The following is a 24,253-nucleotide window of genomic DNA, read 5'->3' as shown; positions in this document are numbered from 1 at the left end:
ACGGGAGAAAGGGCAAGGCCCTTACTCCTCAACCTCCGCATCCAGGAGTTCCATATTCAGGCCGAGGCCACGGACTTCTTTCACCAGAACGTTGAACGATTCCGGTACGCCCGCTTCAAAGTTATCCTCGCCCTTGACGATCGACTCATAGACCTTGGTCCGGCCGGCGACGTCATCCGATTTCACGGTGAGCATTTCCTGCAGGGTGTAGGCGGCGCCGTAAGCTTCCAGAGCCCAGACCTCCATCTCACCAAAGCGCTGACCACCGAACTGCGCCTTACCACCCAGCGGCTGCTGGGTCACCAGGCTGTACGGCCCGGTCGAACGCGCGTGGATCTTGTCGTCCACAAGGTGGTGTAGTTTCAGCAGGTACTTGATGCCCACGGTGACCGGACGCGCGAATTGCTCACCGGTACGACCGTCGAACAGGATCGACTGACCGCTTTCCGAGAAGCCCGCGCGCACCAGAGCGTCGTTGACGTCAGCCTCTTTGGCGCCGTCAAAGACCGGGGTTGCGATCGGAACACCGCGAGTGACGTTGCTGGCCGCTTCGATCAGCTGGTCCTCGTCCATGCCGCTGATGCCCTCTTCATAGACATCCTCGCCATAGGCGTGTTTCATCGCGTCACGTACCGGCGTCAGATCGCCCGAACGGCGGTATTCCTGTAGCGCCTCATCGATGTTCAGACCCAGACCGCGTGCGGCCCAACCCATGTGGGTTTCAAGGATCTGACCAACGTTCATACGCGACGGCACACCCAGCGGGTTCAGACAGAAATCAACCGGCGTACCATCGGCCAGGAACGGCATGTCTTCCATCGGAACGACCTTGGAAATCACACCCTTGTTCCCGTGACGACCAGCCATCTTGTCGCCCGGCTGCAACTTGCGCTTCACGGCAATGAAGACTTTAACCATCTTCATCACACCCGGCGGCAGATCGTCGCCACGACGGACTTTCTCGACCTTGTCCTCGAAACGGGCATCCAGAGCGCGCTTTTGCACTTCGTACTGCTCGTTCAGAGCTTCGACGATCTGTGCATCCTGCTCGTCTTCCAGCGCCAGCTGCCACCACTGACCACGGGTCAGGGTTTCCAGCAGCTCCTCGGTGATCACCGACCCTGCCTTGACGCCTTTCGGGCCTTTGACAGCGGTTTTACCCAGGATCAGACCTTGCAGACGCGCATAGATGTTGCGGTCAAGGATCGCCAGCTCGTCGTCCCGGTCACGGGCCAGACGTTCGACTTCCTCACGCTCGATCTGCAGCGCACGCTCGTCTTTCTCTACACCGTGACGGTTGAAGACGCGAACCTCAACGACCGTACCGTAGTCGCCCGGCTTCACGCGCAGCGAGGTGTCGCGCACGTCAGATGCTTTTTCACCAAAGATGGCGCGCAGCAGCTTTTCTTCCGGGGTCATTGGGCTTTCGCCCTTCGGAGTGATCTTGCCGACCAGAATATCGCCCGGCTCAACATCCGCACCGATGTAAACGATGCCCGCCTCGTCGAGGTTGCGCAGCGCTTCTTCACCGACATTCGGGATGTCGCGAGTGATTTCTTCCGGACCCAGCTTGGTGTCACGGGCGGCGACTTCAAATTCCTCGATATGAACCGAGGTAAAGACGTCGTCACGCGCGATACGCTCCGAGATCAGGATCGAGTCTTCGTAGTTGTAACCGTTCCACGGCATGAACGCGACGACCACGTTCTTACCCAGGGCCAGTTCACCCATATCGGTCGATGGACCATCGGCAATGACTTCGCCCTTCTGGACGGTGTCACCCACCTTGATCAGCGGACGCTGGTTGATGCAGGTGTTCTGGTTCGAACGCTGGAACTTGCGCAGACGATAGATGTCAACGCCAGCGTCGCCCAGTTCCAGATCTTCAGTGGCGCGGATAACGATACGCTGGGCATCGACCTGGTCGATGATACCGGCGCGTTTCGCCTGGATCGCAGCACCCGAGTCGATCGCAACCTTTTCCTCGATGCCGGTACCGACCAGCGGTGCCTCGGCCCGCAGCAGCGGAACCGCCTGACGTTGCATGTTCGAACCCATCAGAGCGCGGTTGGCGTCGTCGTTTTCAAGGAACGGGATCAGCGATGCAGCAACCGAGACCAGCTGTTTCGGCGACACGTCGATCAGGTCCACATTCTCGCGCGGGGCAAGCGTGTAGTCACCCGCCTGACGGGTCGAAACCAGATCGTTGATGAACTTGCCATCCGCATCCAACGTCGCGTTGGCCTGTGCCACGGTATGACGCATTTCCTCGGTCGCGGACATGTAGTGGACCTCGTCGGTCACCTGCCCGTCTTGTACGACGCGATAAGGGGTTTCGATGAAGCCGTACTTGTTCACGCGGGCGAAGGTGGCCAGCGAGTTGATCAGACCGATGTTCGGACCTTCGGGCGTTTCGATCGGGCACATCCGGCCATAGTGGGTTGGGTGAACGTCGCGCACCTCAAAGCCCGCACGTTCACGAGTCAGACCACCGGGGCCAAGCGCCGAAAGACGGCGTTTGTGGGTAACCTCGGACAGCGGGTTGGTCTGGTCCATGAACTGCGACAGCTGCGAGCTGCCGAAGAATTCACGAACCGCGGCCGCCGCCGGTTTCGCGTTGATCAGGTCCTGTGGCATGACGGTGTCGATCTCGACTGACGACATACGCTCTTTGATTGCGCGCTCCATGCGCAGCAGGCCGACGCGGTACTGGTTTTCCATCAGTTCGCCGACCGAACGCACACGACGGTTGCCGAGGTGGTCGATATCGTCCACATCGCCTTTGCCGTCGCGCAGCTCCACCAGCGCCTTGATGCAGGCCACGATGTCTTCGCGGCGCAGGGTACGCAGGGTGTCAGGCGCATCCAGTGCCAGACGCATATTCATCTTCACGCGGCCAACAGCGGACAGATCATACCGCTCGCTGTCGAAGAACAACGTGTCGAACAGAGCCGACGCAGCCTCGACGGTGGGCGGCTCACCCGGACGCATAACGCGGTAGATGTCCATCAGCGCGCTTTCACGGTTCAGGTTCTTGTCCTGAGCCATGGTGTTGCGCATGTAGGGGCCGACATTGACGTTGTCGATGTCCAGTACCGGGATGTCGGTGATACCCGCGTCGATCAGTTCCTTGACGGTACCGCCGATCAGGTCGCCATCCTTGTCGTATTCCAGGGTCAGCTCATCACCGGCTTCGACATAGATCGCGCCGGTTTCTTCGTTGATGATGTCCTTGGCGACAAACTTGCCGACGATGTGATCAAACGGAACCAGCAGATCAGTGACGGTTCCTTCGTCGATCAGCTTCTTGACCGCGCGTGGGGTAACTTTCTTGCCCGCTTCGGCAATCACTTCACCGGACTTGGCGTCAACCAGATCATAGGTCGGGCGGGTGCCGCGCACGCGCTCGGGGAAGAACGGTGTCACCCAACCCTTATTCTTGTCCAGCTTGTAGGACACGGTGTTGTAATACGCGTCCATGATCGCTTCCTGATCCAGACCCAATGCATAAAGCAGGGTTGTCACAGGCAGTTTGCGGCGACGGTCGATCCGGGCGAACACGATGTCCTTGGCGTCAAACTCGAAGTCCAGCCAGCTGCCGCGATACGGGATGATGCGGCAGGCAAACAGCAGCTTGCCCGAGGAATGCGTCTTGCCTTTGTCGTGGTCAAAGAACACGCCGGGCGAACGGTGCATCTGCGATACGATCACACGCTCGGTCCCGTTCACGACAAAAGTGCCGTTCGGCGTCATCAAAGGCATATCGCCCATGAAGACATCCTGTTCCTTGATGTCCTTTACCGATTTTGCGCCGGTGTCCTCATCGACATCGAACACGATCAGACGCAAGGTAACCTTCAGCGGTGCGCTGTAGGTCATGTCGCGCTGCATGCACTCTTCGACGTCGTATTTGGGTTTTTCCAGATCGTATTTCACGAATTCCAGAACGGAGGTTTCGTTGAAATCCTTGATCGGGAAAACCGACTGGAACACGCCTTTGATGCCTTCGCCGTCAGTGGGCTGCTCTGCATCGCCGGAGCGCAGGAAAAGATCATAAGAAGATTTCTGGACCTCAATGAGGTTCGGCATTTCCAGCACTTCGCGGATTTTGCCGTAATATTTACGAAGACGTTTCTGGCCAAGGAACGTTTGAGCCATGTCAGATGTCACCTTTCGATGTTCTCAGCGGGCAAAGACACCGTCGGGCCCCGGCATCTTGCACAATCGAGACAACACGTCCGGATCAATTCATGGCCACCGTCCCGAAGGCGGCCTCCCGATCCGAAAACCGTGTCTTAGAAAACGCCTCGCGTCTTGAGGCCCTTTCTAAGACAGGTTCGGCTGGACCCGGATTTCTCCGGACCCAGCCAAATTTTTTGGCACATCAGCGATGCACCTGAGACCAAGCTTAGGCCAGCTCGACTTCGGCGCCAGCTGCTTCCAGCTTGGCTTTGACGTCTTCTGCTTCTGCTTTGTCCACGCCTTCTTTGATCTTGCCGCCGGCTTCGACCAGTTCTTTGGCTTCTTTCAGGCCCAGGCCGGTGATGCCGCGAACTTCTTTGATGACGTTGATTTTCGATGCGCCGGCGTTCTTCAGAACGACGTCGAATTCGGTTTTTTCTTCCTCAGCTGCACCGCCGGCGTCGCCAGCTGCACCTGCGACCATTACGGCGCCGCCAGCTGCGGGCTCGATGCCGTATTCGTCTTTGAGGATGGTTTTCAGTTCTTGTGCTTCCAGCAGGGTCAGACCCACGATGCTTTCTGCGAGTGCTTTCAGATCAGCCATTTTATCAGCTCTTTCCGTTTACAGTGTGTGTTCCAACGTCAGGGCAAATGCCCCACGCAGATCATTCAGTGCCAACCGCTTACGCAGCTTCCGCCTTCTCTTCGATGGTGGAAAGGATGCTTGCGATATTGCTTGCAGGTGCGCCAATCGCGCCGGCGATGTTCGAAGCAGGTGCGCCAATGCAGCCCACGATCGAAGCAATAAGCTCCTCGCGAGACGGCATTTTCGAAACAGCTTCGACGCCTTTGCGGTCCAGAGCGTTCTCGCCCATTGCACCGCCAAGGATTTCGAACTTCTTGTTCTCCTTGGCGAAGTCCTCGGCCACTTTGGCTGCTGCCACAGGGTCCTCGGAATAGGTCAGAACGGTCATCCCTGTCAGCAGGTCGGCCATGCTTTCACACGGCTTACCCTCAAGGGCGATTTTGGCGAGCCTGTTTTTGGCAACACGCACGGAACCGCCCGCTTCGCGTGCACGCGCGCGCAGGTCCTGCATCTCGGCAACTGTCAGACCGGCGTAGTGGGCAACCACTACGACGCCAGAGCTTTCGAAGATTTGGCCGAGTTCCTCGACCACTTTCTCTTTCTGGGCTCTATCCACAGTTCTCTCCAAGTTAGGGGCGAAATCTCACCCCGGCTCATATTTGCCGCAGCTTTCGCTCCGGCGTTCAGGTCCTTGTTACGGGATTGGCCAAAATGCGCCCGAGGGTGGGACCCCCAGAATTCTTTGGTCTTACCCGTCTCAGGCAGGGAATTAAGGGGCCGAATGGACCCACCCACCGTCTTGGACGAAACGAAACAAAGCGCACGACGAATCGCACGCTTTGTTCCGCAGGTCTTCTTAGGGCAGATAGAGGAGGTTTCCAAGGGGTAAATTACACCCAATTCAGATCATACAACACCCAAATTCCAAGGGCATGGTTCAGAACTTCCCGTTGTCGTTTTTCCATTCCTCGCGCGGCGGAACCGCTTCGATGGTGTTCCAATGTTCGACGATCCGATCAGCGTCCCAGCGATACAAATCATAAAAGCTGGAATGCACCCCATTTCTTTCCCCTTCGCACACGCAAAGGACGAAATTTCCCTCTGCCAAAACCCGATGCAAATGCTTGTAGACAAATTTTGTCCCGCTTTCGCTTGTTCCTTCCAACACGTTCTTGAGCGCTACGATTCCGTCGGCCATGTCCGGATTGTGCTGTTTTAGATCCTCTGCAACAAAGTCCGCCAATCTGTCAAACCTGCGCTTTATCAGAACGTCTGTGACAAACATGCTGCTAGCGGCTCGATTTTCTTCCGTCTTCTCCAGGTCCGTTACTTCGGTGTGACCATCCAGCATTCCACGCCCAGAAAGGTTTGGACCGCGCAAGGGCTGAATGTTGTCCCAATGCTCTACGGCTTTGCCATCTTCGAACCGAAACACCTCAAACGCGGCGCGCAGGCTACTGAAATCGTACTCGATATGCGCAAAGGCAAAGTCGCCATCCTCGAAAACCCTTTTGAATGTAACCTTGGGCGAGGTTTTGGACAGCCTTGCGAACAGGTCGGCAATACCTTCGCTGCCTTCGTGAGTTTGAGGGTTGTGCTGGATGTACTTCTCTTCATTCACAACCGCTGCCGCCATGGCGTCACCGGTTTCCAATCCCTTAAGAAATCTTTGGAGGAGTTCGCGCTTAGTTTCCATAGCCATGGTCCGTTCGATTGCCAGAACTGAAATGCATGCGATTTATCTTCGCACCGAACCCGGCAAAATGAAAATCCCGGGCAGTTTGCACCACCCGGGATCAATACTTTACAGCAGATTTGTCTGGCTTACTCGCCCGAGGCCTCTGCTACATCAACGGTCACACCGGGGCCCATGGTCGAGCTCAGCGCGATTTTCTTCATATAGGTGCCTTTGGCGCCCGACGGTTTCGCCTTGGCAACAGCCGAGACAAACGCGCGGACGTTTTCAGCCAGTTTGGCTTCGTCGAACGACGCTTTGCCAACACCGGCATGCACAACGCCGCCTTTTTCCGCCTTGAACTGAACTTCACCGCCCTTGGCTGCTTCCACGGCCGCTTTCACGTCCATGGTCACGGTACCAACCTTGGGGTTCGGCATCAGGTTGCGGGGGCCCAGAACTTTACCCAGACGACCGACGATCGGCATCATGTCCGGGGTTGCGATGCAGCGATCGAATTCGATGGTGCCGCCCTGAATGGTTTCCATCAGGTCTTCTGCGCCAACGATGTCCGCACCTGCTTCTTTCGCCTCATCGGCCTTGGGGCCACGAGCGAAAACAGCAACGCGCATCGCTTTACCGGTGCCGTTCGGCAGGCCGACAACGCCGCGAACCATCTGGTCCGCGTGGCGGGTGTCAACACCCAGGTTCAGTGCGATTTCGATGGTCTCGTCGAATTTCGAGGTTGCATTGGCTTTGACCAGGGCAACTGCTTCTTCAACCGACAGGTTTTCCTTGCCGGCGACAGCTTCGCGCGCAGCGCGGGTACGTTTACCGAGTTTTGCCATCTTACTTCACCTCGATGCCCATAGAGCGGGCCGAGCCCAGGATGATCTGCATTGCGCCTTCGACGTCGTTGGCGTTCAGATCTTTCATTTTGGCTTCTGCGATTTCACGAACCTGCTTCGAGGTCACGGTGGCCACGGTCTCACGACCGGGGTTTTCCGCGCCACGGGGGCGGTTACGCTTGCCGACCGGCTTCAGACCAGCTGCTTTTTTCAGGTAGTAAGACGCGGGCGGCGTCTTGATGTCCATGGTGAAGGACTTGTCCTGATAATAGGTGATCACGGTTGGGCAAGGTGCGCCCTGCTCCATGTCTGCGGTCTTGGCGTTGAACGCCTTGCAGAATTCCATGATGTTGATGCCGCGCTGACCCAGCGCCGGACCAACTGGCGGCGACGGGTTCGCCTGACCTGCAGGAACCTGCAGTTTCATTGTACCAGCAAGCTTCTTGGCCATTTAGTTTTCCTTTCAACTTGGGTGAAACGCGTCCCACCCAGATTATGTTGCGTGGTCCGGTCCGGGATCGCGACCCCGGCAACCTCCCACGAGAGAATCTCGCCCGAAGACGATAGAGGCGGCGTTTACATGGGATCAGGAGAGATGACAAGTGGTTGGCGCACCATTCGGGTTGTACCGAATCAAACCCTGAGAGGATTCTTGCTGCCTGCGTGATTACACGCGAATGTCCGCGCGGTTCCAAATTCCTCTAACAATCTGCAAAGACATGTAAAACCGCCAGTTTTCAGCCAATTGAACGCGACATTGGCGCTTGCTTCGCCACAACGCAGATGACCGTGCTATACTCCTTAAAAATAGTGATTATTGGTGGAGGTTAATTATGATACTTCGTTTAGCTTTAACTCTTGGCATCGCCTTTTCTCTTGCTGCTGCCATCCCTCAAACGGCGCGGGCCGACGCTGGAGAGTTTCTTGGTGGTGCGGTCGTCGGCGGGATCGTTGGTTACGCAATCGGCAAGGACCAACAAAAGAAAAAATCTCAGAGAACAACTACATCGAACCGCACCTATCGGTCAGGCATTCCGTCGACCACGCAAGGCGCGCAAACCCAGACTGCGCTCAATTACTTCGGGTACAATGCAGGAAGGGTCGATGGTCAGGTCGGTCGTGGCACCCGGTCCGCAATCGAACGCTATCAGGCCTCGATGGGTTATCCTATAAACGGCTATGATTTTCAGCCGTATCAGTATGATTTTCTGATGCAAGCCTACTATTGGGCCACAAGCGGTGGACAGGCAACGACTCAACTTGCGGGCCAACCGCTTCTGATGGCGTATCGCCGTCAGGTGCAGACGGGATCTGCTTTGGCTACTGCCCCTCAGGCGCCGGCACAAGCCGCCCCGGCACAACCTGTTCCGGTTGCGACACCGCAAGAACCTGAGCCGGAGACAACCGAAACAACGTCTGCCAGCCTGCCGAGCCTGTTTTCCGGCGGCACCGGAGGCCCGTCGCTGGCCAATCGCTGTAGCGGGGTCATGCTGCAAACATCTACCAATGGCGGCTATACGACCCTGGCGAACATGTCCGATCCCGACTTTGCGCTCAGCGAGCAGTTCTGTCTTGCCCGCAGCTACGCGATGGCGCGCGGTGAAGATCTGATTCAGGATATCCAGGGGCTGACGCCGGAGCAGGTGAGTGCTCAATGCGACTCGTATGGTGAAATGGTGGCGCCTCAGGTTGATGCTCTGTCTATCAATTCGAAAACCGAGGCTGAAACCCAGATGCGCAAGCTGGCGCTGGACTCGGGCCTCAGCCCCCAAGACCTTGCCGCGACAAGTAAGGTTTGCCTTGCGATTGGCTATCGTCAGGACAACATGGATGCCGCGCTTGGGTCTGCCCTGATGTTGGTCGCAATGGGTGAGCCCGCCTATGGCGAACTGATTGGCCACCATCTGCGCGAAGGCTTCGGTGTACAGAAACGTCGCGATCTTGCGATGCAGTGGTATGACGCGAGCCTGTCGGCCCTGGACGCCGGATCGCAGGCTGTGTTCCTGCCCTCGCAGACCGACCGCCCGCAACTTTTGCGCGCGGCCATGGTGCAGGCGCAATAGGTCGACACGTTTTCAGCGAATACCCAAACAAAAAACGCCGCGTTGCCCTTGGCATCGCGGCGTTTCAATTCTCGAGGAGTGTTTCCTCAGCTCTGCTTGGTGACCTGCGTGAAATCCAGCTCGACCGGAGTTTCCCGGCCGAAGATCGAAACCGAAACCTTCAGCTTCTGGTTTTCGTCGTCCACACCTTCGACCATGCCGTCGAAATCTTCGAACGGGCCATCGTTGACTTTGACCTTCTCACCGACCTCGAAGCTGATCATCAGCTTGGGTGCTTCTTCACCTTCCTGAACACGGTTCAGGATCTGGTTCACTTCGGCGTCGCGCATCGGCATCGGGCGGCCTTGCGGGCCCAGGAAACCGGTGACGCGGTTGATCGAGTTGATCAGGTGGTACCCCTGATCCGACATTTCCATATGCACCAGAACGTAACCAGGCATAAATCGGCGTTCGGTCGTGACCTTCTTGCCCCGGCGAACTTCGATCACCTCTTCGGTGGGCACCAGAACTTCGTCGATATCGTCCTCAAGGCCCTGTTCAGCCACCGACGTGCGGATCTGTTCTGCGATCTTCTTTTCGAAATTCGAAAGAACGCTGACCGAGTACCACCGTTTCGCCATGAACCTGTCGTCCTTGTTTGTCTTCGGGGTATCAAGCGTACCGGACACACCCGTCATTAAAATCTTGCCACGCCATCCGGAATAAAAAGCGGCGCGCAGCCCGAATCGCCACACGCCCATTCCGAATAGTACCGCGTCACCTACTCTGACATTGCCCGCAGCGCAAGGGGGCAGAGACGTTTCAGCGCGCTGATCCCGTTTAGCTGAAAGCACCCAGGATCAGTTGAAGACCACCCCGGATACCCAAATCGACCAAAGCGAAAAATACAGCCGTCAGCGCCGCCATGATGAAGACCATTACCGTGGTCAACAGCACCTCGCGCCGGGTCGGCCAGACGACCTTGGAGACTTCGGCACGGACTTGCTGAATGAACTGGATCGGATTGGTGGTGGCCATTTGGCGTGTTCTCTCTGCTAGCGGATGGGCCGGACATAGCCGGGCATTGCGGCAATTTCAAGGGCAGTTGGTTCAACTCTGCCTCTATGGGGCATTCGTTCAGGGTTTGGGTTTGTCATCCCATTCGTCGCTCAGGATCCGGCGCGCGTCACCTTCGGGGTCTTCGTACTGGTTCGTACGAACGGTATATACGAAGGCCGCCAGACCAACGCCCCCCAGGAACAGGGAAATCGGGATCAGATAAGCAAGCACTTCCATTCAGATTACCTCAACCGCAGGGCGTTCAGGGACACGGTAATGGACGAGGTCGACATCGCCAAGGCCGCGATCAGCGGTGTCGCCAGTCCGATCACGGCCAGAGGAACGGCGATCACATTGTAAACGGTTGCGATCTGGAAGTTTTCGCGAATGCGTCTGGTGGCTTTGACGGCCGTGTCACACGCATCCGCAATGGGCGAAAGATCATTGCCCAACAGCACGATATCTGACGCGACCCGCGCCGCATCCAGCGCAGAGGCCGGAGAGATCGACACATGCGCCGCCGCCAAAGCGGCGGTATCGTTCAGCCCGTCGCCAACCATCAAAACTTTGTGGCCTTCATCGCTGAGATCCTGAATGCGTCTTGCCTTGTCCTGCGGCAAAGCCTCGGCAATCCAGTCCTCAATTCCCAGTTTTTCCGCCAAGGCGCGCACTGCCCCCTGCGAATCCCCTGAAATCAGAAGTACACGCTTGCCCGAAGCACGCAGGGCATCCACCGCCTCAGCGGCGCCCGGGCGCAACGCGTCCGAGAATCGGAAGGCCACGGGTGCTTCCTCGCCGATTGCCAGCCAGGCCGAAGTGTCTGTGCTCTGATCCGCGCCGACCCAGGCGGCCCGCCCCAGACGAACACGCTGACCACGGAATTCGCCCTCGGTGCCATAGCCGGGAACCTCGGCTACTCCCCGCACATTTGCTGGTTTGATGCCTGCCGCACGCGCCGCTTTTGCCAATGATACGGACAAGGGATGTGCAGAAGCCTCGGCCAGCGCCAGAGCGACCTCGACCTTGGCCCGTGCATGGTCTGCCAGATTGACCAGTTCCGGTGCGCCGGATGTCAGCGTTCCCGTCTTGTCGAATACAACTGTGTCAGCTTCGGACAGCCGTTCCAGTGCTGTGGCGTGCTTGATCAGCATTCCCTTGCGGAACAACCGGCCCGACGCGGCCGTGGTTACCGCTGGCACGGCCAGACCCAACGCACAGGGGCAGGTAATAATCAGAACAGCCGCCGCGATGTTCAGCGCCGTGCGCAAATCACCGGAATAGATGTACCACCCAACAAAGCTGAGCGCCGACAGAATGTGAACGCCGGGCGCATACAGCTTGGCAGCCTTATCGGCCAACGAGGTGTACCGGGACCGGCCAGACTCGGCGATGGCGACCAGATCAGCCATACGATGGAGCGACGTGTCTTCCCCGACCGCCGTTGCCCGGATTGTCAACGGACCCGTCAGGTTGACTTCACCCGCGCTCACAGCCTGCCCGGCCTCGGCAAAGACTGGCACCGTCTCGCCCGTCAGAAGGGATCGATCCAGTTCGGACTGACCCGACACGATCTGGCCGTCCACGGGCATGCGCCCACCTGGTCGGACAAGGATCAGATCTCCGACGCACAACTCGGCAACGGGAACTTCATCTTCAATCCCATCGGCGACACGAATGGCGCGGGGAACTTCCAACGCGGTCAATTCTTCGGCCGCAGATCGCGCCGCGGCACGGGTGCGGTAATCCAGATACCGTCCGGCCAGCAGAAAGAAGGTCAATGTCAGGGCTGCGTCGAAATAGGCATGCTCGCCGCTCAACGCGGTTTCCCACAGCGACGTGACCAGCGCCAACAGGATCGCCAGTACAATTGGCACATCCATATTCAGCCGTCGCACGCGCAGGGCGCTCCAGGCATTGGCAAAGAACGGCTGGGCCGAGAACGCAATGGCCGGCAGCGCGATGGCCGCTGAAATCCAGTGGAACATGTCCCGCGTTGCATCCGTCGCACCTGACCAGACCGACACCGACAGCAACATCACGTTCATGGATGCAAACCCGGCCACGGCCAGCCGCATCAGAAGATCACGCCCGGCCTTGTCCGTCTGGGTTGCGGACAAAGCCCCCGGATCAAGCTCATGTGCTTCGAAACCTGCCTGTTCAAGCACCGGGATCAGATCGCTTGCACGCGTTTCCGGCGTGGCTTTGATCATCGCGCGTTTGAGCGTCAGGTTCACCCGGGCGTCTTCGACACCGGGATGCGCGTTCAGTTCACGCTCGACCGTCGCGATACAGGCCGAGCAATGAATGCCCGGCAGCGACAAAGCGATCTGCACATCCTCCGGTATGGGCCGGGCCGGTTCTGCCGGGGCCGCAAGGCAGCCCGGGCAGGCTGCTGTGCCGGATGAAAGCTGAGCCGTCATGCTTACCCCTTTACGTAAAGCGGGACGCGCTGCGAGAATTCGGCGCCGTTTCCGTCACGCGCCACCAACCGGATGTTCCAGTTGCCCTTGCCCAGTGTAGCAGGCGTGGCATAGGCTGTACCGTCGAACGTAAAATCCGGCACGAAGTCGTCGCGCACATGGGTTGCCCGACCGACCACGGCCTGCAATTCGCTCACCTCAACCGGCGCACCGCTTTCGTCGGTGATGTGCAGGATCAGAAGGCCGCCTTTGGTTTCCGCCCGAACTGTCCAGCCCAGCGCCTGCTGCTCTTTCAGGCGCTCGTTGAACTCCTGGCTGGCGACGTAGGAGTTCTTGACCTCCAGCCCGGGAAAGGTTTTCACCGCATTGTACGCCAGCACGAGGTTCACCGCGATGATCACGCCAAAAGCGCCGACAAACACGGCAAGGGCGTGCTTTCCGGTGAATTTACGTTCGGCCATGATCAGTTCCCTCGTCCGTTGAACGTGGTGTCCTTGTATGCGCGTTCGCCGCTGCTGAGGTCTTCGACCCAGATCCGTACTGGTGTCGCATCTGCTGCGGCCGGATCGCTATTGCGGGAGGCCACGATATATACACGGGTCAATTGTGCCGTATCCGCCGTGACATTCACAGTATCGATATTGGTTCCCTCGATTTCCAGTCGCATCGCCGGATCGCCCGCCAATGACAGTTTGAAAAGACGGTCCTCACCGTGCTTGTTGCGCAGACGAACGTCATAGGTGTTGCGGATTGTACCGTCCGACAGAGTGACGAAAGTGGGGTTGCGAACCGGTGCAACAGTCAGATCAATGTCAGAACGGATGAAGAGCGCAAACAGCAGCCCGAACCCGACCAGCGCCCACAATGCGGTGTACAAAATCGTACGCGGCCTCAGAATGTGCTTCCAGACATTCTTGGCGGGCTCGCCGGATCGCTCATGGGCTTCATCGCTCAGCGCCATGTAGTCGATCAGCCCTCGTGGCTTTCCGATCTTGGCCATCATGTCATCACACGCGTCGATACAAAGGGCACAGGTGATACATTCCAGCTGCTGGCCATCCCGAATATCGATCCCGACAGGGCAGACATTCACGCAGGCCATACAGTCGATGCAATCCCCCAACTCAGAATCGGCCGTCCGCTTGCCTTTGCCGCGCGGTTCACCCCGCCATTCACGATAGCCGACAACCAGCGTGTCCTCATCCATCATCGCCGCCTGAATGCGCGGCCAAGGGCAGGCATAGATACAGATCTGCTCGCGGGCGAACCCGCCGAAAAAGAAGGTTGTACCCGTCAGGATCAACATCGTCGTGTAGGCAACGGGATGCGCGTTGCCCGTCACAAGATCACGGGCCAGCGTGGGTGCATCCGCGAAATAGAACACCCAGGCACCACCTGTCGCCAAACCGATCAGAAACCAGACCGCCCATTTGGTGACCCGCAAGCGAGCCTTTCGGAAATCAAGCTTTTCCTGACGGTGCAGGCGCAGGCGGGCGTTTCTGTCGCCTTCAATCCACCGCTCGACCAGAATGAACAGGTCCGTCCAGACGGTTTGCGGGCATGCATATCCGCACCAAACGCGACCCAGAGCCGACGTAAACAGGAACAGACCCAAACCTGCCATGATCAGCAGACCAGCGACAAAGTAGAATTCGTGCGGCCAGATCTCGATCCAGAAGAAATAAAAACGTCGATTTGCAAGATCCAGCAGGACAGCCTGATCAGGCAGGCTGGGGCCGCGATCCCATCTGATCCAGGGCGTCACATAGTAAATGCCCAGCGTCACGATGAGGATGATCCATTTCAGGTTTCGAAACGGCCCCGAAACACGTCTTGGAAAAATCGGCTCACGCGCGGCGTAAAGGCTGGGGGCGGGATCGGAATCGCTCACTGGCTGGCTCCACAAATGGGTCTTCTGAAGACGTCTTGTTCCAGATCATGCCTAGGCGAACTTTGACATGGGTCAAAAAGCGCATCGAGCAAACATCTTTTGAAGATCCGCCCTTCTTACCGGCGCTGGAAATCAGGTATTTTACCCGATTTTGAGCCTATTTTGGCGGAAAATCTGCTTGTGGCGCGATACCAGCTGCACGTGGTACATGCAGTTTTCCAAGTACCGACCAATTGTCGCAGCCCCGGGTCAGCCCTGCCCGAACGCGGGTGATAAGCCGTCGTTGCGAAGAACAGAATGGCAAAACAAAAGGAATTCAGTGTAAAAAAGCACCGGCTGTTCAGGAAACGCGCGAACAGATGGAACAGCCGGTGCTACAGCCTTCGGGCGGCCAGCCGCCCGAAGGTGCCCTCTAGGTCTTACTGGCCACCACCCAACTGGTGGACATAGGCGGATACCGCACGGATCTGCGCCTCGGTCAGGCGGGTATCCCAGTTCGGCATGACGCCAAAGCGGCTGTAGGTCACTGTTTCGGTCAGAGCTTCTTCGCTACCGCCATAAAGCCAGATCGCGTCGGTCAGGTTCGGCGCCCCCTGGAAGATGTCACCTTTGCCATCTTCACCATGGCAGGACACGCAGTTGTCTTCGAAGACAACCTTGCCCGCCTGTGCCGCCGCGTCATCGGTCTGAGCATTGCTCAGCGACATGACATACTGAACCACCTGCGTGATTTCGTCATGCTCCAGGATTTCACCGAAGGCAGGCATCTCGGAATAGCGCGCATCGTCACTTTCTTCGTTCCGGATACCATAGCTGACGGTGTAGACGATATCTTCCATCGTACCACCCCACAGCCAGGCGTCATCCAGCAGGTTCGGGAAACCCGGCGCGCCCTGCGCACCGGAACCGTGGCACTGCGCACACCATGTACGGAACACGGCACCGCCAGAGTTCACGGCATATTGCTGAAGCTCAGCGTCCTGCGCGATGTCTTCCAGCGGTGTTTCCACCAGTTTGGCGTTCCAGGGTGCATTTGCCTCTTCGAATGCGACCATCTCCTGCTGGACCAAAGCCCGTGAAGACCAGCCCATGACGCCGGCGGTGGCCGACTGGACCAGGGGCCATGCTGGATACATAATCGTGTAGATCACGCCCCAGAAGATAGTGGCGTAGAAGGTCCACAGCCACCAGCGCGGCATCGGGTTGTCGAACTCTTCGATCCCGTCCCAGCTGTGCCCGGTTGTGTTCGGATCACCCGGCTGTTTTTCAGGTGTCTTGCTCATTGCCGCGCCTCCTTGGATGTGGCGGGTTTGTCTTGATGCCGGAAGGGGATGTTGGCGGTGTCCTTGTATTCCTTGCTGGCACCGGGGCGGAAAACCCAGATGACGATACCAACGAAGAAGGCGAACAACAGCAGCAGCATCCAGCTATCCGCGAACTGCCTGAGAATTGTGTATTCTTCCATCACGATCCTCCTTTAGCGGCTTGCGTCCGGGGTGAAGGTCGAGAAATCGACCAACGTGCCCAGCATCTGAAGATAGGCAACCAACGCATCAGCTTCGGTCAACTCGGGCTGGCCGTCGAAGTTGCGCACGTTGACCTTGTCACCATAGCGCTCCAGCAGCCCGTCATAGTCGCTGTCCGGGTCAGCCTGAGCGAGGAAGTCGGCTTGTGCGTTTTCCAGCATCTCTTCGGAATAAGGCGTCCCGACCAGAGCATTGGCGGCCATCACATCACCGATGTACTTGCCGTCAATTTTGCGATGTTCGAGGAAGCCGTATTTCGGCATCACCGATTCAGGCACAACGGATTGCGGATCCCGCAGGTGGTCGACATGCCATTGATCGGAATAGCGGCCACCGACACGCGCCAGATCCGGTCCGGTCCGTTTGGACCCCCACTGGAACGGGTGATCGTACATCGATTCCGCCGCCAGCGAGTAGTGGCCATAGCGTTCGACCTCATCCCGCATCGGACGGATCATCTGACTGTGGCAGACATAGCAGCCTTCGCGGATGTAGATCTCGCGACCCGCCATCTCGAGGGGGGTGTAAGGGCGCATGCCCTCCACCTTTTCGATTGTGTTCTCAAGATAGAACAGCGGGGTGATCTGTACGATGCCACCGATGGTCACGACCAGAAAGCTGAAGATCAGCAGGAGGGTCGCGTTGGTCTCGAGGATCTTGTGTTTGTCGAGAATTGCCATTGCTCCGGCCCTCCTTATTCAGCCGGGACCGCGACGGTCAGGCTGGCCTCTTTGGCCGGCGCTTTCCGCACAGTCATCCACAGGTTGTAGCACATGATCAGCGAACCGGCGACGAACATCACGCCACCCAGAGCACGCACCACATACATCGGGAACTTGGCAGCCACGGTGTCGGCGAACGAGTTCACCAGGAAGCCGTTGGCATCCACTTCGCGCCACATCAGGCCTTCCATGATACCGGTGACCCACATCGACGCGGCGTAAAGCACGATACCGATGGTGGCGAGCCAGAAGTGCCAGCTGACCATTTGCAGCGAGTACAGACGCTCACGCTTCCACAGGACAGGCACCAGGAAGTACAGCGCACCAAAGGTGATCATGCCGTTCCAGCCCAACGCGCCCGAGTGCACGTGACCAATTGTCCAGTCGGTGTAGTGGCTCAGCGAGTTCACCGCGCGAATCGACATCATCGGGCCTTCGAAGGTGGACATGCCGTAGAAGCCGACCGAGATCACCATCATCCGGATCACAGGGTCGGTGCGCAGCTTGTCCCACGCGCCCGACAGGGTCATCAGACCGTTGATCATACCACCCCAGGACGGCATCCACAGGATCACCGAGAACACCATGCCCAGCGTCGAGGCCCAGTCAGGTAGCGCAGTATAATGCAGGTGGTGCGGGCCGGCCCAGATGTACAGAAAGATCAGCGCCCAGAAGTGGATGATCGACAGCTTGTACGAGAACACCGGACGCTCGGCCTGCTTCGGAATGAAGTAGTACATCATGCCCAGGAAGCCGGCAGTCAGGAAAAAGCCCACCGCGTTGTGGCCATACCACCACTGGATCATGGCATCCTGCACGCCCGACCAGACGATGACCGATTTCGAACCCCAGATGCTGACAGGAATGGTCATGTTGTTGACCAGATGCAGCATGGCGACGGTGACGATAAAGGCCAGATAGAACCAGTTGGCCACATATATGTGGGGTTCTTTCCGCTTTATGATCGTACCCAAGTAGACAGCCAGATAGGCGACCCAGACAATGGTCAGCCACAGATCGACATACCATTCAGGTTCGGCATATTCCTTGGACTGCGTTCCGCCCAGAACATAACCCGTCGCCGCCAGAACGATGAACAGCTGATAGCCCCAGAAAACGAACCAGGCCAGATTGCCGCCCCAAAGCCGCGCCGCGCTGGTACGCTGAACGACGTAGAACGACGTTGCGATCAATGCGTTGCCGCCAAAGGCAAAAATCACTGCCGACGTATGCAGCGGACGCAAACGACCGAAATTCAGATACCCCTGTGCCCATTCAAAGTTCAGCACCGGAAAAGCCAGCTGAAATGCGATGAAGGTCCCGGCCAGAAACCCGATCACGCCCCAGAAGGCGGTTGCGATCACGCCATAGCGGATCACGTCATCCATGTATTCGCCCGAGCGGTCGACTAGAATATCTGGCTCGTCAGTGTTTCGAAGCGTCCAGATAAACAGGCCACCGGCGATAAGCATCACCAGCAGTGCATGTACCTGATACGCCAAATCGCGTGCATAATTGGTTCCGATCGCTGCAAACAGCGCGATCAGACCAAGCACGATCAGCTTGATGTAATTCGACATATTGCGTCCCTTTGCCATGCCCCGCGCGTTTTTGATTCTTATACGCGCGAAACCCATTTGACTGGCTGCCGTTCTGAAGCACGGCGGCTGTTACTGCTTTGATCTGTATCAAGACAGTTCTGCGTTTTCTGTGACACGCATTGTAAAGGAAACAGGCCAACTGGTCACATGAGACCAAATGCCCGAATCATGAGGTCGCAATGACTTACAAATCTCTACTCACTGTCATGACCGAAACGCAGACAGCACCCGCCGCTCTGGCGCAGATGGTGGCCCTGGCGGAATCGCAGGATGCACATGCCGAAGCCCTGTGCCTTGGCGTCGATCGCAGTCAGACAGGTTACTACTATGCGGGTGCCAATGCGCTGATCGTTCAGGAAACACTGAGCCGGGCCAACGCCGAGGCCCAGGAGCTGTTAAACTTTGCCAATGACTACCTTGGCAAGTCCGGCGTTCGCTGGTCCGCCGAGCATGGTGTCGCGCAGATTGCCGATATCGGACGCCATGTCGCGCATAGGGCACGGTTTTCCGATCTGGTGGTCCTGCCGCACCCTTATGGAAAAGACCGCGGTGCCGAGGCCGAGCCCATCATCGAAGCCGCCATGTTCGAAGGGCATTGCCCGGTTCTGGTCGTACCGGACGACGTCGAGCCCCTGACGGTGCCGCGCAATATCATGATAGGTTGGAACGAAAGCGTAGAGGCCATGTGCGCCATTCGTCACGCCCTGCCCTTCCTGAAACAGGCCGAGCTGGTCCGAATCGTGGTCATCGATCCGCCTCGCCATGGTCCGGACCGGTCTGATCCGGGCGGAATGCTGTCACAGATGCTGTCCCGTCACGGGGTCAAATGTGAGATTGATGTGCTAAGCAAAAGCATGACGCGCGTGTCGGATATTCTCAACCGTCACGCATCCGATACAGAATCGGATCTGATCGTCATGGGCGCTTACGGTCATTCCCGTTTTCGCGAGGCCATTCTGGGCGGCGCAACACGCAACATGCTGGAGCAGTCTGGCGTACCGGTATTCCTGGCCCATTGATACGCCCATCAAAAGCCGCCCGACTTGGCGGCTTTTGTCATCCTCTCTTTTGTCATCCTCTGCGGATCAGGCCTATCAGGAACAACAGGATCACGGCACCTGCTGTTGCGAATAGGATAGACGACAACAGGCCGCCGCCAACGGCAAATCCAAGCGCCGGAAATATCAACCCCGCCAGAAACGCGCCTACGATTCCGACAACTATGTTTCCGAAAAGGCCAAAACCCCTGCCCTCCATGATCTTTCCGGAAAGCCAACCGGCGATTGCGCCGACCAAAAGCATTGCCAACAAACTGGTAAATTCCATGCCGAGCTCCTGAATTAGATATCCCGCGAAAAAGACTGCGGCGGCTGTCAGTGGTCAAAAGCCTATTACGTCAGACCGGAAAGCCGCCATCCGAATCGTCACCCGCCTCTTCCATCAGGCGGCCCAAATCGGGGATGGTCACGTGCCGCTTTCCTTCAAGCGTGATCACCCCGTCTTTTTTCAAAGCTGATATCTGGCGACTGACCGTTTCCAATGTCAAACCCAGGTAATCCGCCATTGCTTCTCGGGTCAGGGGCAGGTCGAACACAATGGGTCCTGATACAGCTTTTTGACTGATTGAACCGTCCCGGCGGGCGATAATTGACAACAAACTGGCAATCTTCTCACGCGCCGTTTTGCGCCCCAGAACCAGCATCCACTCGCGGGCGGCATCAAGCTCGTCCAAAGTCATCTGCAAAAGACGATGGGCGATATGCGGGGTGTGGTCCATCAACTCTTCGAACGGTTTCTTGCGGAAACAGCACATCACGACATCCGTCGTAGCCTGAACATCATAAGGCGCAGTATCGCGACCCGGGCGGCCAACAAAGTCGCTTGGCAGCAGCAGACCAACCATTTGGGTGCGGCCATCTTCCATCGTCTGGGTCAACGACGCGATTCCGGCCACAACCGAGCCGACAAAACTCATCTGATCCCCAGACCAGATAATCGTCTGACCCGCCTCAAAACTGCGGTAATATTTAATGCTTTCAAGCTCTTCCAGCTCATCGGCATCACAACGGGCACAGACGGCGCGATGACGAATCGGGCAATCTCCGCAATTTGAATGGTCAAATTGTGCTTTTACTGTCATGCGCGTTCCCACTTGATCTCCATCAAAGCACCTGTGTCGCCTGTCGCATAAGGGTATCGCCATGATAGTGAAACCACAATTGGCAAAGCTTGGACTTTTTGACGCGAAAGTACCGCGTTACACAAGCTACCCCACCGCCCCCCACTTCAACAACGACGTGGGAGCAGATATGTTTGGCGACTGGATTTCCGGGATCAAACCCGGCAGTGCAATTTCGCTGTACATTCATGTCCCATTCTGCCGCAGGTTATGCTGGTTCTGCGCCTGCCGGACACAAGGCACACAAACCGACAACCCGGTAATCGCCTATGTCGATGTTCTGAAGGCCGAACTGGACCTTCTGGCGGCACGTCTGCCTGAGGGTGTGGTCCTGTCGCGTCTGCACTGGGGCGGCGGCACACCAACGTTGCTGAACGCCCAATTGATGCGCGAATTGGCACAACACATCCTGGGTATCGTCCCCATGGGGCCGGATGCCGAATTCTCGGTCGAGATCGATCCGAACGAGATTGACGAGGCGCGTCTGGATGCGCTGGCTGACGCGGGCATGAACCGCGCCTCGATTGGGGTGCAGGATTTCGATGACGAAATCCAGAAAACCATAGGCCGTATTCAAAGCTATGACACCACGCGCGACGCTATCGACATGATCCGTGAACGTGGCATCACCAGCCTGAATGCGGATATTCTTTACGGCCTGCCACATCAGACCAAGGCGCGCATGACGGAAAGCGTACAGAAACTCCTGTCGCTCAGCCCGGATCGCGTGGCACTTTATGGTTATGCCCACGTACCCTGGATGGCCAAGCGGCAGCAGCTGATTCCGTCGGACGCACTGCCAACGCCCGAACAACGCCTTGAACTGTTCGACACAGCCCGGCGTTTGTTCCTTTGGGACAATTATGCCGAAATCGGCATCGACCATTTCGCCACTCAGGATGACGGGCTGACCCACGCGTTGCGCGCGGGCCGCCTCAAGCGGAACTTCCAGGGTTACACCGACGATCAGGCCGATGTTCTGATTGGTGTCGGGGCCAGCTCGATCTCTCGTTTCCCGCAAGGTTACGCGCAGAACGCTCCGGCCACCTCTGCCCATACCAAAGCCATTCGCGATGGGCAGTTTTCGACATCCCGAGGGCACCTTTTCAAAGGTCAGGACATTCTGCGTGCCCGCCTGATCGAAGCATTAATGTGCGATTTCAAGATCGACTCAGCAGAAATCCTGCGGGATCACGATATTTCAGCCTCTGACCTGGACGAGATGTATCACGCAGCCAATGCATCTTTCGACGGGATGCTGCAAATCACTGAAGCCGGGCTTTTCATACCGCCCGAAGCGCGCGCGCTGACCCGGATGATCGCCCGCAGCTTTGACGCCTATGACCTCAGCAAAGCCGGGCACAGCTCGGCCATCTGACCCTTTTTCGGCGGGCAACATTCGGCCCGTGACGCGCAAAACACATCAGGGGCTTGACGCACGCCTGCGGTTTTTCCCACACTCATGCTGTAGGGCGGCATCTCGCTCTGCGGTCTGAGGCGGGCAAAATACAGACAACCCTTGTCGGCGCCAACGCGTCGGTCGGTCCCTTTCGTGTAGCCAATCTGCAACCTGAAAGAGGGACAACACTCATGCGCGTTTTCACCGTCCTCGGGCCCAGCCAATCGGGCAAATCTACGCTTGTCGAGGCCATCAGCCGCCTCGACGGGCGCCCCACCACATTCGATGTTTCCGGAACCGTGCATTTGCACGGTTTTTCTTACCTGGACGAGCCCTGGTGCGCGATCGACGTCGATGGGGGCGGCGATGCGCTGGCCTATGTCGGCCCCGCAATGGCGATTTCGGACGCCGCCGTGGTCGTGGTGCCCCCCGACCCGAATGCCGCCGTTCTGTGCGCGCCCTACCTGCGGTTGGTCGAAGAGGCCGGCATCCCCTGTTTTCTGTTCATCAACCGGATGGACAACCCCAATGGCCGCGTCCGCGATATCATCGCCGCTCTGCAAACATACTGCACCCACCACATTGCCCTGCGTCAGGTGCCGATCCGCGAAGGGGATACGATCATCGGGGCGGTTGATCTGATCTCGGAACGGGCCTGGAAATATCAGGAGGGCCAGCCCTCGGCCCTGATCGAACTGCCTCAATCCGTCGAAGACCGCGAGCAGGAAGCGCGAACCGAGCTGCTCGAAACCCTGTCCGATTTTGATGACAACCTGTTGGAACAGCTGATAGAAGACAAACAGCCGCCAAGTGGCGAGGTCTATGATCTGGCGGCACAGGTCCTGAAGAACCATCAGTTGATTCCCGCCTGCCTGGGTGCCGCAAGTCACGGCAACGGGCTGACGCGTCTGATGAAGGCGCTGCGGCACGAAGCCCCCGAATTTGACATCGCCGCCGGGCGCGACGAGGCCGCTGACAGCGCCCGCGCCATTGCCGGTTTCGCGGATGTCAAAAAACACATCGGAAAAATCGTGGTTCTGCGCGGCCTGGGGGACGGCGTGCAAGCCCATGAAGCCTTGGGCGGTGAGACCGTCGGCAATCTGACAACGCTGGATGCCAAAACCCAGATCGCCACGCTGGAGGCCGGGCAGATTGGTCTGGCGGTGAAATCCGATCACCTCGAACCCGGCTACATCTACGACAGCAATTCGGCGACGGAACTGCCGGAATGGGCGGCCTCGCATCCGGTGGCGCATCGTCAGATTGTCTCGCCCGCGCATGAGCGGGACGATGTGCGCCTGTCAAACGCCCTGAGCCGCTTGGCCGAAATCGACCCTGGCCTTCACCTGCAACAGGATGAGCTTACCGGCCATGCCGTTCTTGGGTCTCAAGGTCCGCAGCACATGCGACGCGTGACCGCCAAGCTGGCCGAGGATTTCGGGATCGAGATTGAAGCCGACCCGGTCGAAACCGCCTATCGCGAAACCATCCGAACACCTGTCGAACATCGCCACAGACACCGCAAACAATCCGGCGGGGCTGGGCAGTTCGCGGATGTGGTGATCTCGGTCGCGCCGCTGCCGCGCGGATCTGGGTTCCAGTTCGAAGAGGTGGTCAAGGGCGGCGCGGTGCCCAAGAATTACATTCCATCCGTGGAACAGGGCGCCAGAGACGCGCTGGAGCAAGGCCCCGAGGGTTTTCCGGTGGTGGATGTGAAGGTCACGCTGCATGACGGCAAGCATCACAACGTAGACAGTTCGGATTATGCCTTCCGTACCGCGGGCAAGAACGCCGTGCGCGAAGCGCTGCCTCAGGCCAAGCCCGTTGTTTTGCAGCCGATCCTGAACGCTGAAATCCACCTGCCTTCTGATTTTGTCGGCGACCTCGTGCCGACGATCAGCTCTCTGCAAGGGCAGGTTCTGGGATTTGAGGGCAACCCGAACGCATCAGGCTGGGAGATTTTCAACGCTCTGATTCCCTCCGTTGCCGAAGATGAGTTGCATCGCACTCTTGCCAGTGCCACGCGCGGAACCGGGTGGGTCAAGCTGAGCTTTGATCACTATGAAGAACTGCGCGGGCCGGTGCCGAAAACGGCGGCCAAAGAAAAAGCCAGCGCCTGATGG

General features: G+C 57.9%; 22 protein-coding genes. 4 read left to right on the top strand and 18 right to left on the bottom strand.

Translation table 11 applies throughout. The features are described from left to right. Window positions 1-21: 21 nt before the first annotated feature. The 6 genes from rpoB to rplK all read right to left on the bottom strand — a co-directional run bounded on the left by rpoB (window position 22) and on the right by rplK (window position 7,742). Window positions 22-4,158: a DNA-directed RNA polymerase subunit beta gene (gene rpoB, locus GS605_RS20210; RefSeq protein ID WP_171725116.1), complete on the bottom strand. Its 4,137-nt coding sequence runs from the start codon at window positions 4,156-4,158 to the stop codon at window positions 22-24. A gap of 250 nt (window positions 4,159-4,408) precedes the next feature. Then, a complete protein-coding gene (rplL, locus tag GS605_RS20205; RefSeq protein WP_152459178.1) occupies window positions 4,409-4,786 on the bottom strand; it encodes a 50S ribosomal protein L7/L12 in 378 nt (125 codons plus the stop codon). Window positions 4,787-4,865: 79 nt separating this feature from the next. After that, window positions 4,866-5,384 carry a 50S ribosomal protein L10 gene (rplJ, locus tag GS605_RS20200; RefSeq protein WP_171638240.1) on the bottom strand — a complete coding sequence of 173 codons (519 nt, stop codon included), beginning with the start codon at window positions 5,382-5,384 and terminating at the stop codon, window positions 4,866-4,868. A gap of 321 nt (window positions 5,385-5,705) precedes the next feature. Beyond that, window positions 5,706-6,464 (bottom strand): nuclear transport factor 2 family protein, encoded by a 759-nt coding sequence (locus tag GS605_RS20195; protein WP_171725115.1) that lies wholly within the window; start codon window positions 6,462-6,464, stop codon window positions 5,706-5,708. Window positions 6,465-6,592: 128 nt separating this feature from the next. Continuing rightward, complete coding sequence (gene rplA, locus GS605_RS20190; protein ID WP_171638244.1) at window positions 6,593-7,291, bottom strand: 50S ribosomal protein L1; 699 nt, start codon at window positions 7,289-7,291, stop codon at window positions 6,593-6,595. A 1-nt stretch (window position 7,292) separates the two neighbouring features. Then, a complete protein-coding gene (gene rplK, locus GS605_RS20185) occupies window positions 7,293-7,742 on the bottom strand; it encodes a 50S ribosomal protein L11 (RefSeq protein WP_037314971.1) in 450 nt (149 codons plus the stop codon). Between the two features lie 382 nt (window positions 7,743-8,124). Between rplK and GS605_RS20180 the strand changes: the two genes are divergently transcribed. Next, window positions 8,125-9,354 (top strand): peptidoglycan-binding domain-containing protein, encoded by a 1,230-nt coding sequence (locus tag GS605_RS20180; protein WP_171638246.1) that lies wholly within the window; start codon window positions 8,125-8,127, stop codon window positions 9,352-9,354. An 86-nt stretch (window positions 9,355-9,440) separates the two neighbouring features. On the opposite strand, the gene nusG is transcribed toward GS605_RS20180, so the two are convergent. The 10 genes from nusG to ccoN form a co-directional block, all read right to left on the bottom strand. After that, window positions 9,441-9,974, bottom strand: a complete 534-nt coding sequence (gene nusG, locus GS605_RS20175) for a transcription termination/antitermination protein NusG (RefSeq protein WP_152459924.1) — start codon at window positions 9,972-9,974, stop codon at window positions 9,441-9,443. A gap of 199 nt (window positions 9,975-10,173) precedes the next feature. After that, entirely contained in the window at window positions 10,174-10,371 is a 198-nt protein-coding gene (gene secE, locus GS605_RS20170; protein ID WP_050605011.1) for a preprotein translocase subunit SecE, read from the bottom strand. Between the two features lie 99 nt (window positions 10,372-10,470). Continuing rightward, window positions 10,471-10,629: a cbb3-type cytochrome oxidase assembly protein CcoS gene (ccoS, locus tag GS605_RS20165; protein WP_152459183.1), complete on the bottom strand. Its 159-nt coding sequence runs from the start codon at window positions 10,627-10,629 to the stop codon at window positions 10,471-10,473. A gap of 5 nt (window positions 10,630-10,634) precedes the next feature. Further along, the gene (locus tag GS605_RS20160) at window positions 10,635-12,812 is read right to left on the bottom strand and encodes a heavy metal translocating P-type ATPase (protein ID WP_171725114.1); all 2,178 of its coding nucleotides are present in this window, start codon (window positions 12,810-12,812) and stop codon (window positions 10,635-10,637) included. 2 nt (window positions 12,813-12,814) lie between these two features. Then, window positions 12,815-13,273 (bottom strand): FixH family protein, encoded by a 459-nt coding sequence (locus GS605_RS20155; protein WP_171638250.1) that lies wholly within the window; start codon window positions 13,271-13,273, stop codon window positions 12,815-12,817. A gap of 2 nt (window positions 13,274-13,275) precedes the next feature. Beyond that, on the bottom strand, window positions 13,276-14,703 hold the full coding sequence (gene ccoG / locus GS605_RS20150) for a cytochrome c oxidase accessory protein CcoG (protein ID WP_171638252.1): 1,428 nt from the start codon (window positions 14,701-14,703) through the stop codon (window positions 13,276-13,278). 419 nt (window positions 14,704-15,122) lie between these two features. Further along, the gene (gene ccoP, locus GS605_RS20145; protein ID WP_171638254.1) at window positions 15,123-15,986 is read right to left on the bottom strand and encodes a cytochrome-c oxidase, cbb3-type subunit III; all 864 of its coding nucleotides are present in this window, start codon (window positions 15,984-15,986) and stop codon (window positions 15,123-15,125) included. Then, window positions 15,983-16,168 (bottom strand): CcoQ/FixQ family Cbb3-type cytochrome c oxidase assembly chaperone, encoded by a 186-nt coding sequence (locus GS605_RS20140; RefSeq protein WP_050605006.1) that lies wholly within the window; start codon window positions 16,166-16,168, stop codon window positions 15,983-15,985. Before GS605_RS20140 ends, ccoP begins: the two co-directional genes overlap by 4 nt. 12 nt (window positions 16,169-16,180) lie before the next feature. Further along, window positions 16,181-16,909: a cytochrome-c oxidase, cbb3-type subunit II gene (ccoO, locus tag GS605_RS20135; protein ID WP_152459189.1), complete on the bottom strand. Its 729-nt coding sequence runs from the start codon at window positions 16,907-16,909 to the stop codon at window positions 16,181-16,183. A gap of 14 nt (window positions 16,910-16,923) precedes the next feature. Further along, window positions 16,924-18,531, bottom strand: coding sequence for a cytochrome-c oxidase, cbb3-type subunit I (ccoN, locus tag GS605_RS20130; protein ID WP_171725113.1), 1,608 nt, complete (start codon window positions 18,529-18,531; stop codon window positions 16,924-16,926). Window positions 18,532-18,731: 200 nt separating this feature from the next. Here ccoN and GS605_RS20125 point away from each other — a divergent pair, with 200 nt between their 5' ends. After that, complete coding sequence (locus GS605_RS20125) at window positions 18,732-19,571, top strand: universal stress protein (RefSeq protein WP_171638259.1); 840 nt, start codon at window positions 18,732-18,734, stop codon at window positions 19,569-19,571. A gap of 52 nt (window positions 19,572-19,623) precedes the next feature. On the opposite strand, the gene GS605_RS20120 is transcribed toward GS605_RS20125, so the two are convergent. Then, a complete protein-coding gene (locus GS605_RS20120; protein WP_152459192.1) occupies window positions 19,624-19,878 on the bottom strand; it encodes a GlsB/YeaQ/YmgE family stress response membrane protein in 255 nt (84 codons plus the stop codon). A gap of 70 nt (window positions 19,879-19,948) precedes the next feature. Beyond that, the gene (gene fnrL, locus GS605_RS20115; RefSeq protein ID WP_171638263.1) at window positions 19,949-20,692 is read right to left on the bottom strand and encodes a transcriptional regulator FnrL; all 744 of its coding nucleotides are present in this window, start codon (window positions 20,690-20,692) and stop codon (window positions 19,949-19,951) included. 61 nt (window positions 20,693-20,753) lie between these two features. On the opposite strand from fnrL, the gene hemN reads away from it, so the two are divergent. Together hemN and GS605_RS20105 are read left to right on the top strand one after the other, a co-directional pair. Beyond that, window positions 20,754-22,109 carry an oxygen-independent coproporphyrinogen III oxidase gene (gene hemN, locus GS605_RS20110; protein WP_171725112.1) on the top strand — a complete coding sequence of 452 codons (1,356 nt, stop codon included), beginning with the start codon at window positions 20,754-20,756 and terminating at the stop codon, window positions 22,107-22,109. 212 nt (window positions 22,110-22,321) lie between these two features. Next, on the top strand, window positions 22,322-24,250 hold the full coding sequence (locus tag GS605_RS20105; RefSeq protein WP_171725111.1) for an elongation factor G: 1,929 nt from the start codon (window positions 22,322-22,324) through the stop codon (window positions 24,248-24,250). The last annotated feature ends 3 nt before the right edge of the window (window positions 24,251-24,253 follow it).

This window comes from Ruegeria sp. HKCCD7559 (assembly GCF_013110575.1).
Lineage (GTDB): Bacteria > Pseudomonadota > Alphaproteobacteria > Rhodobacterales > Rhodobacteraceae > Ruegeria.
This window is presented reverse-complemented; position numbering and strand designations above follow the sequence as displayed.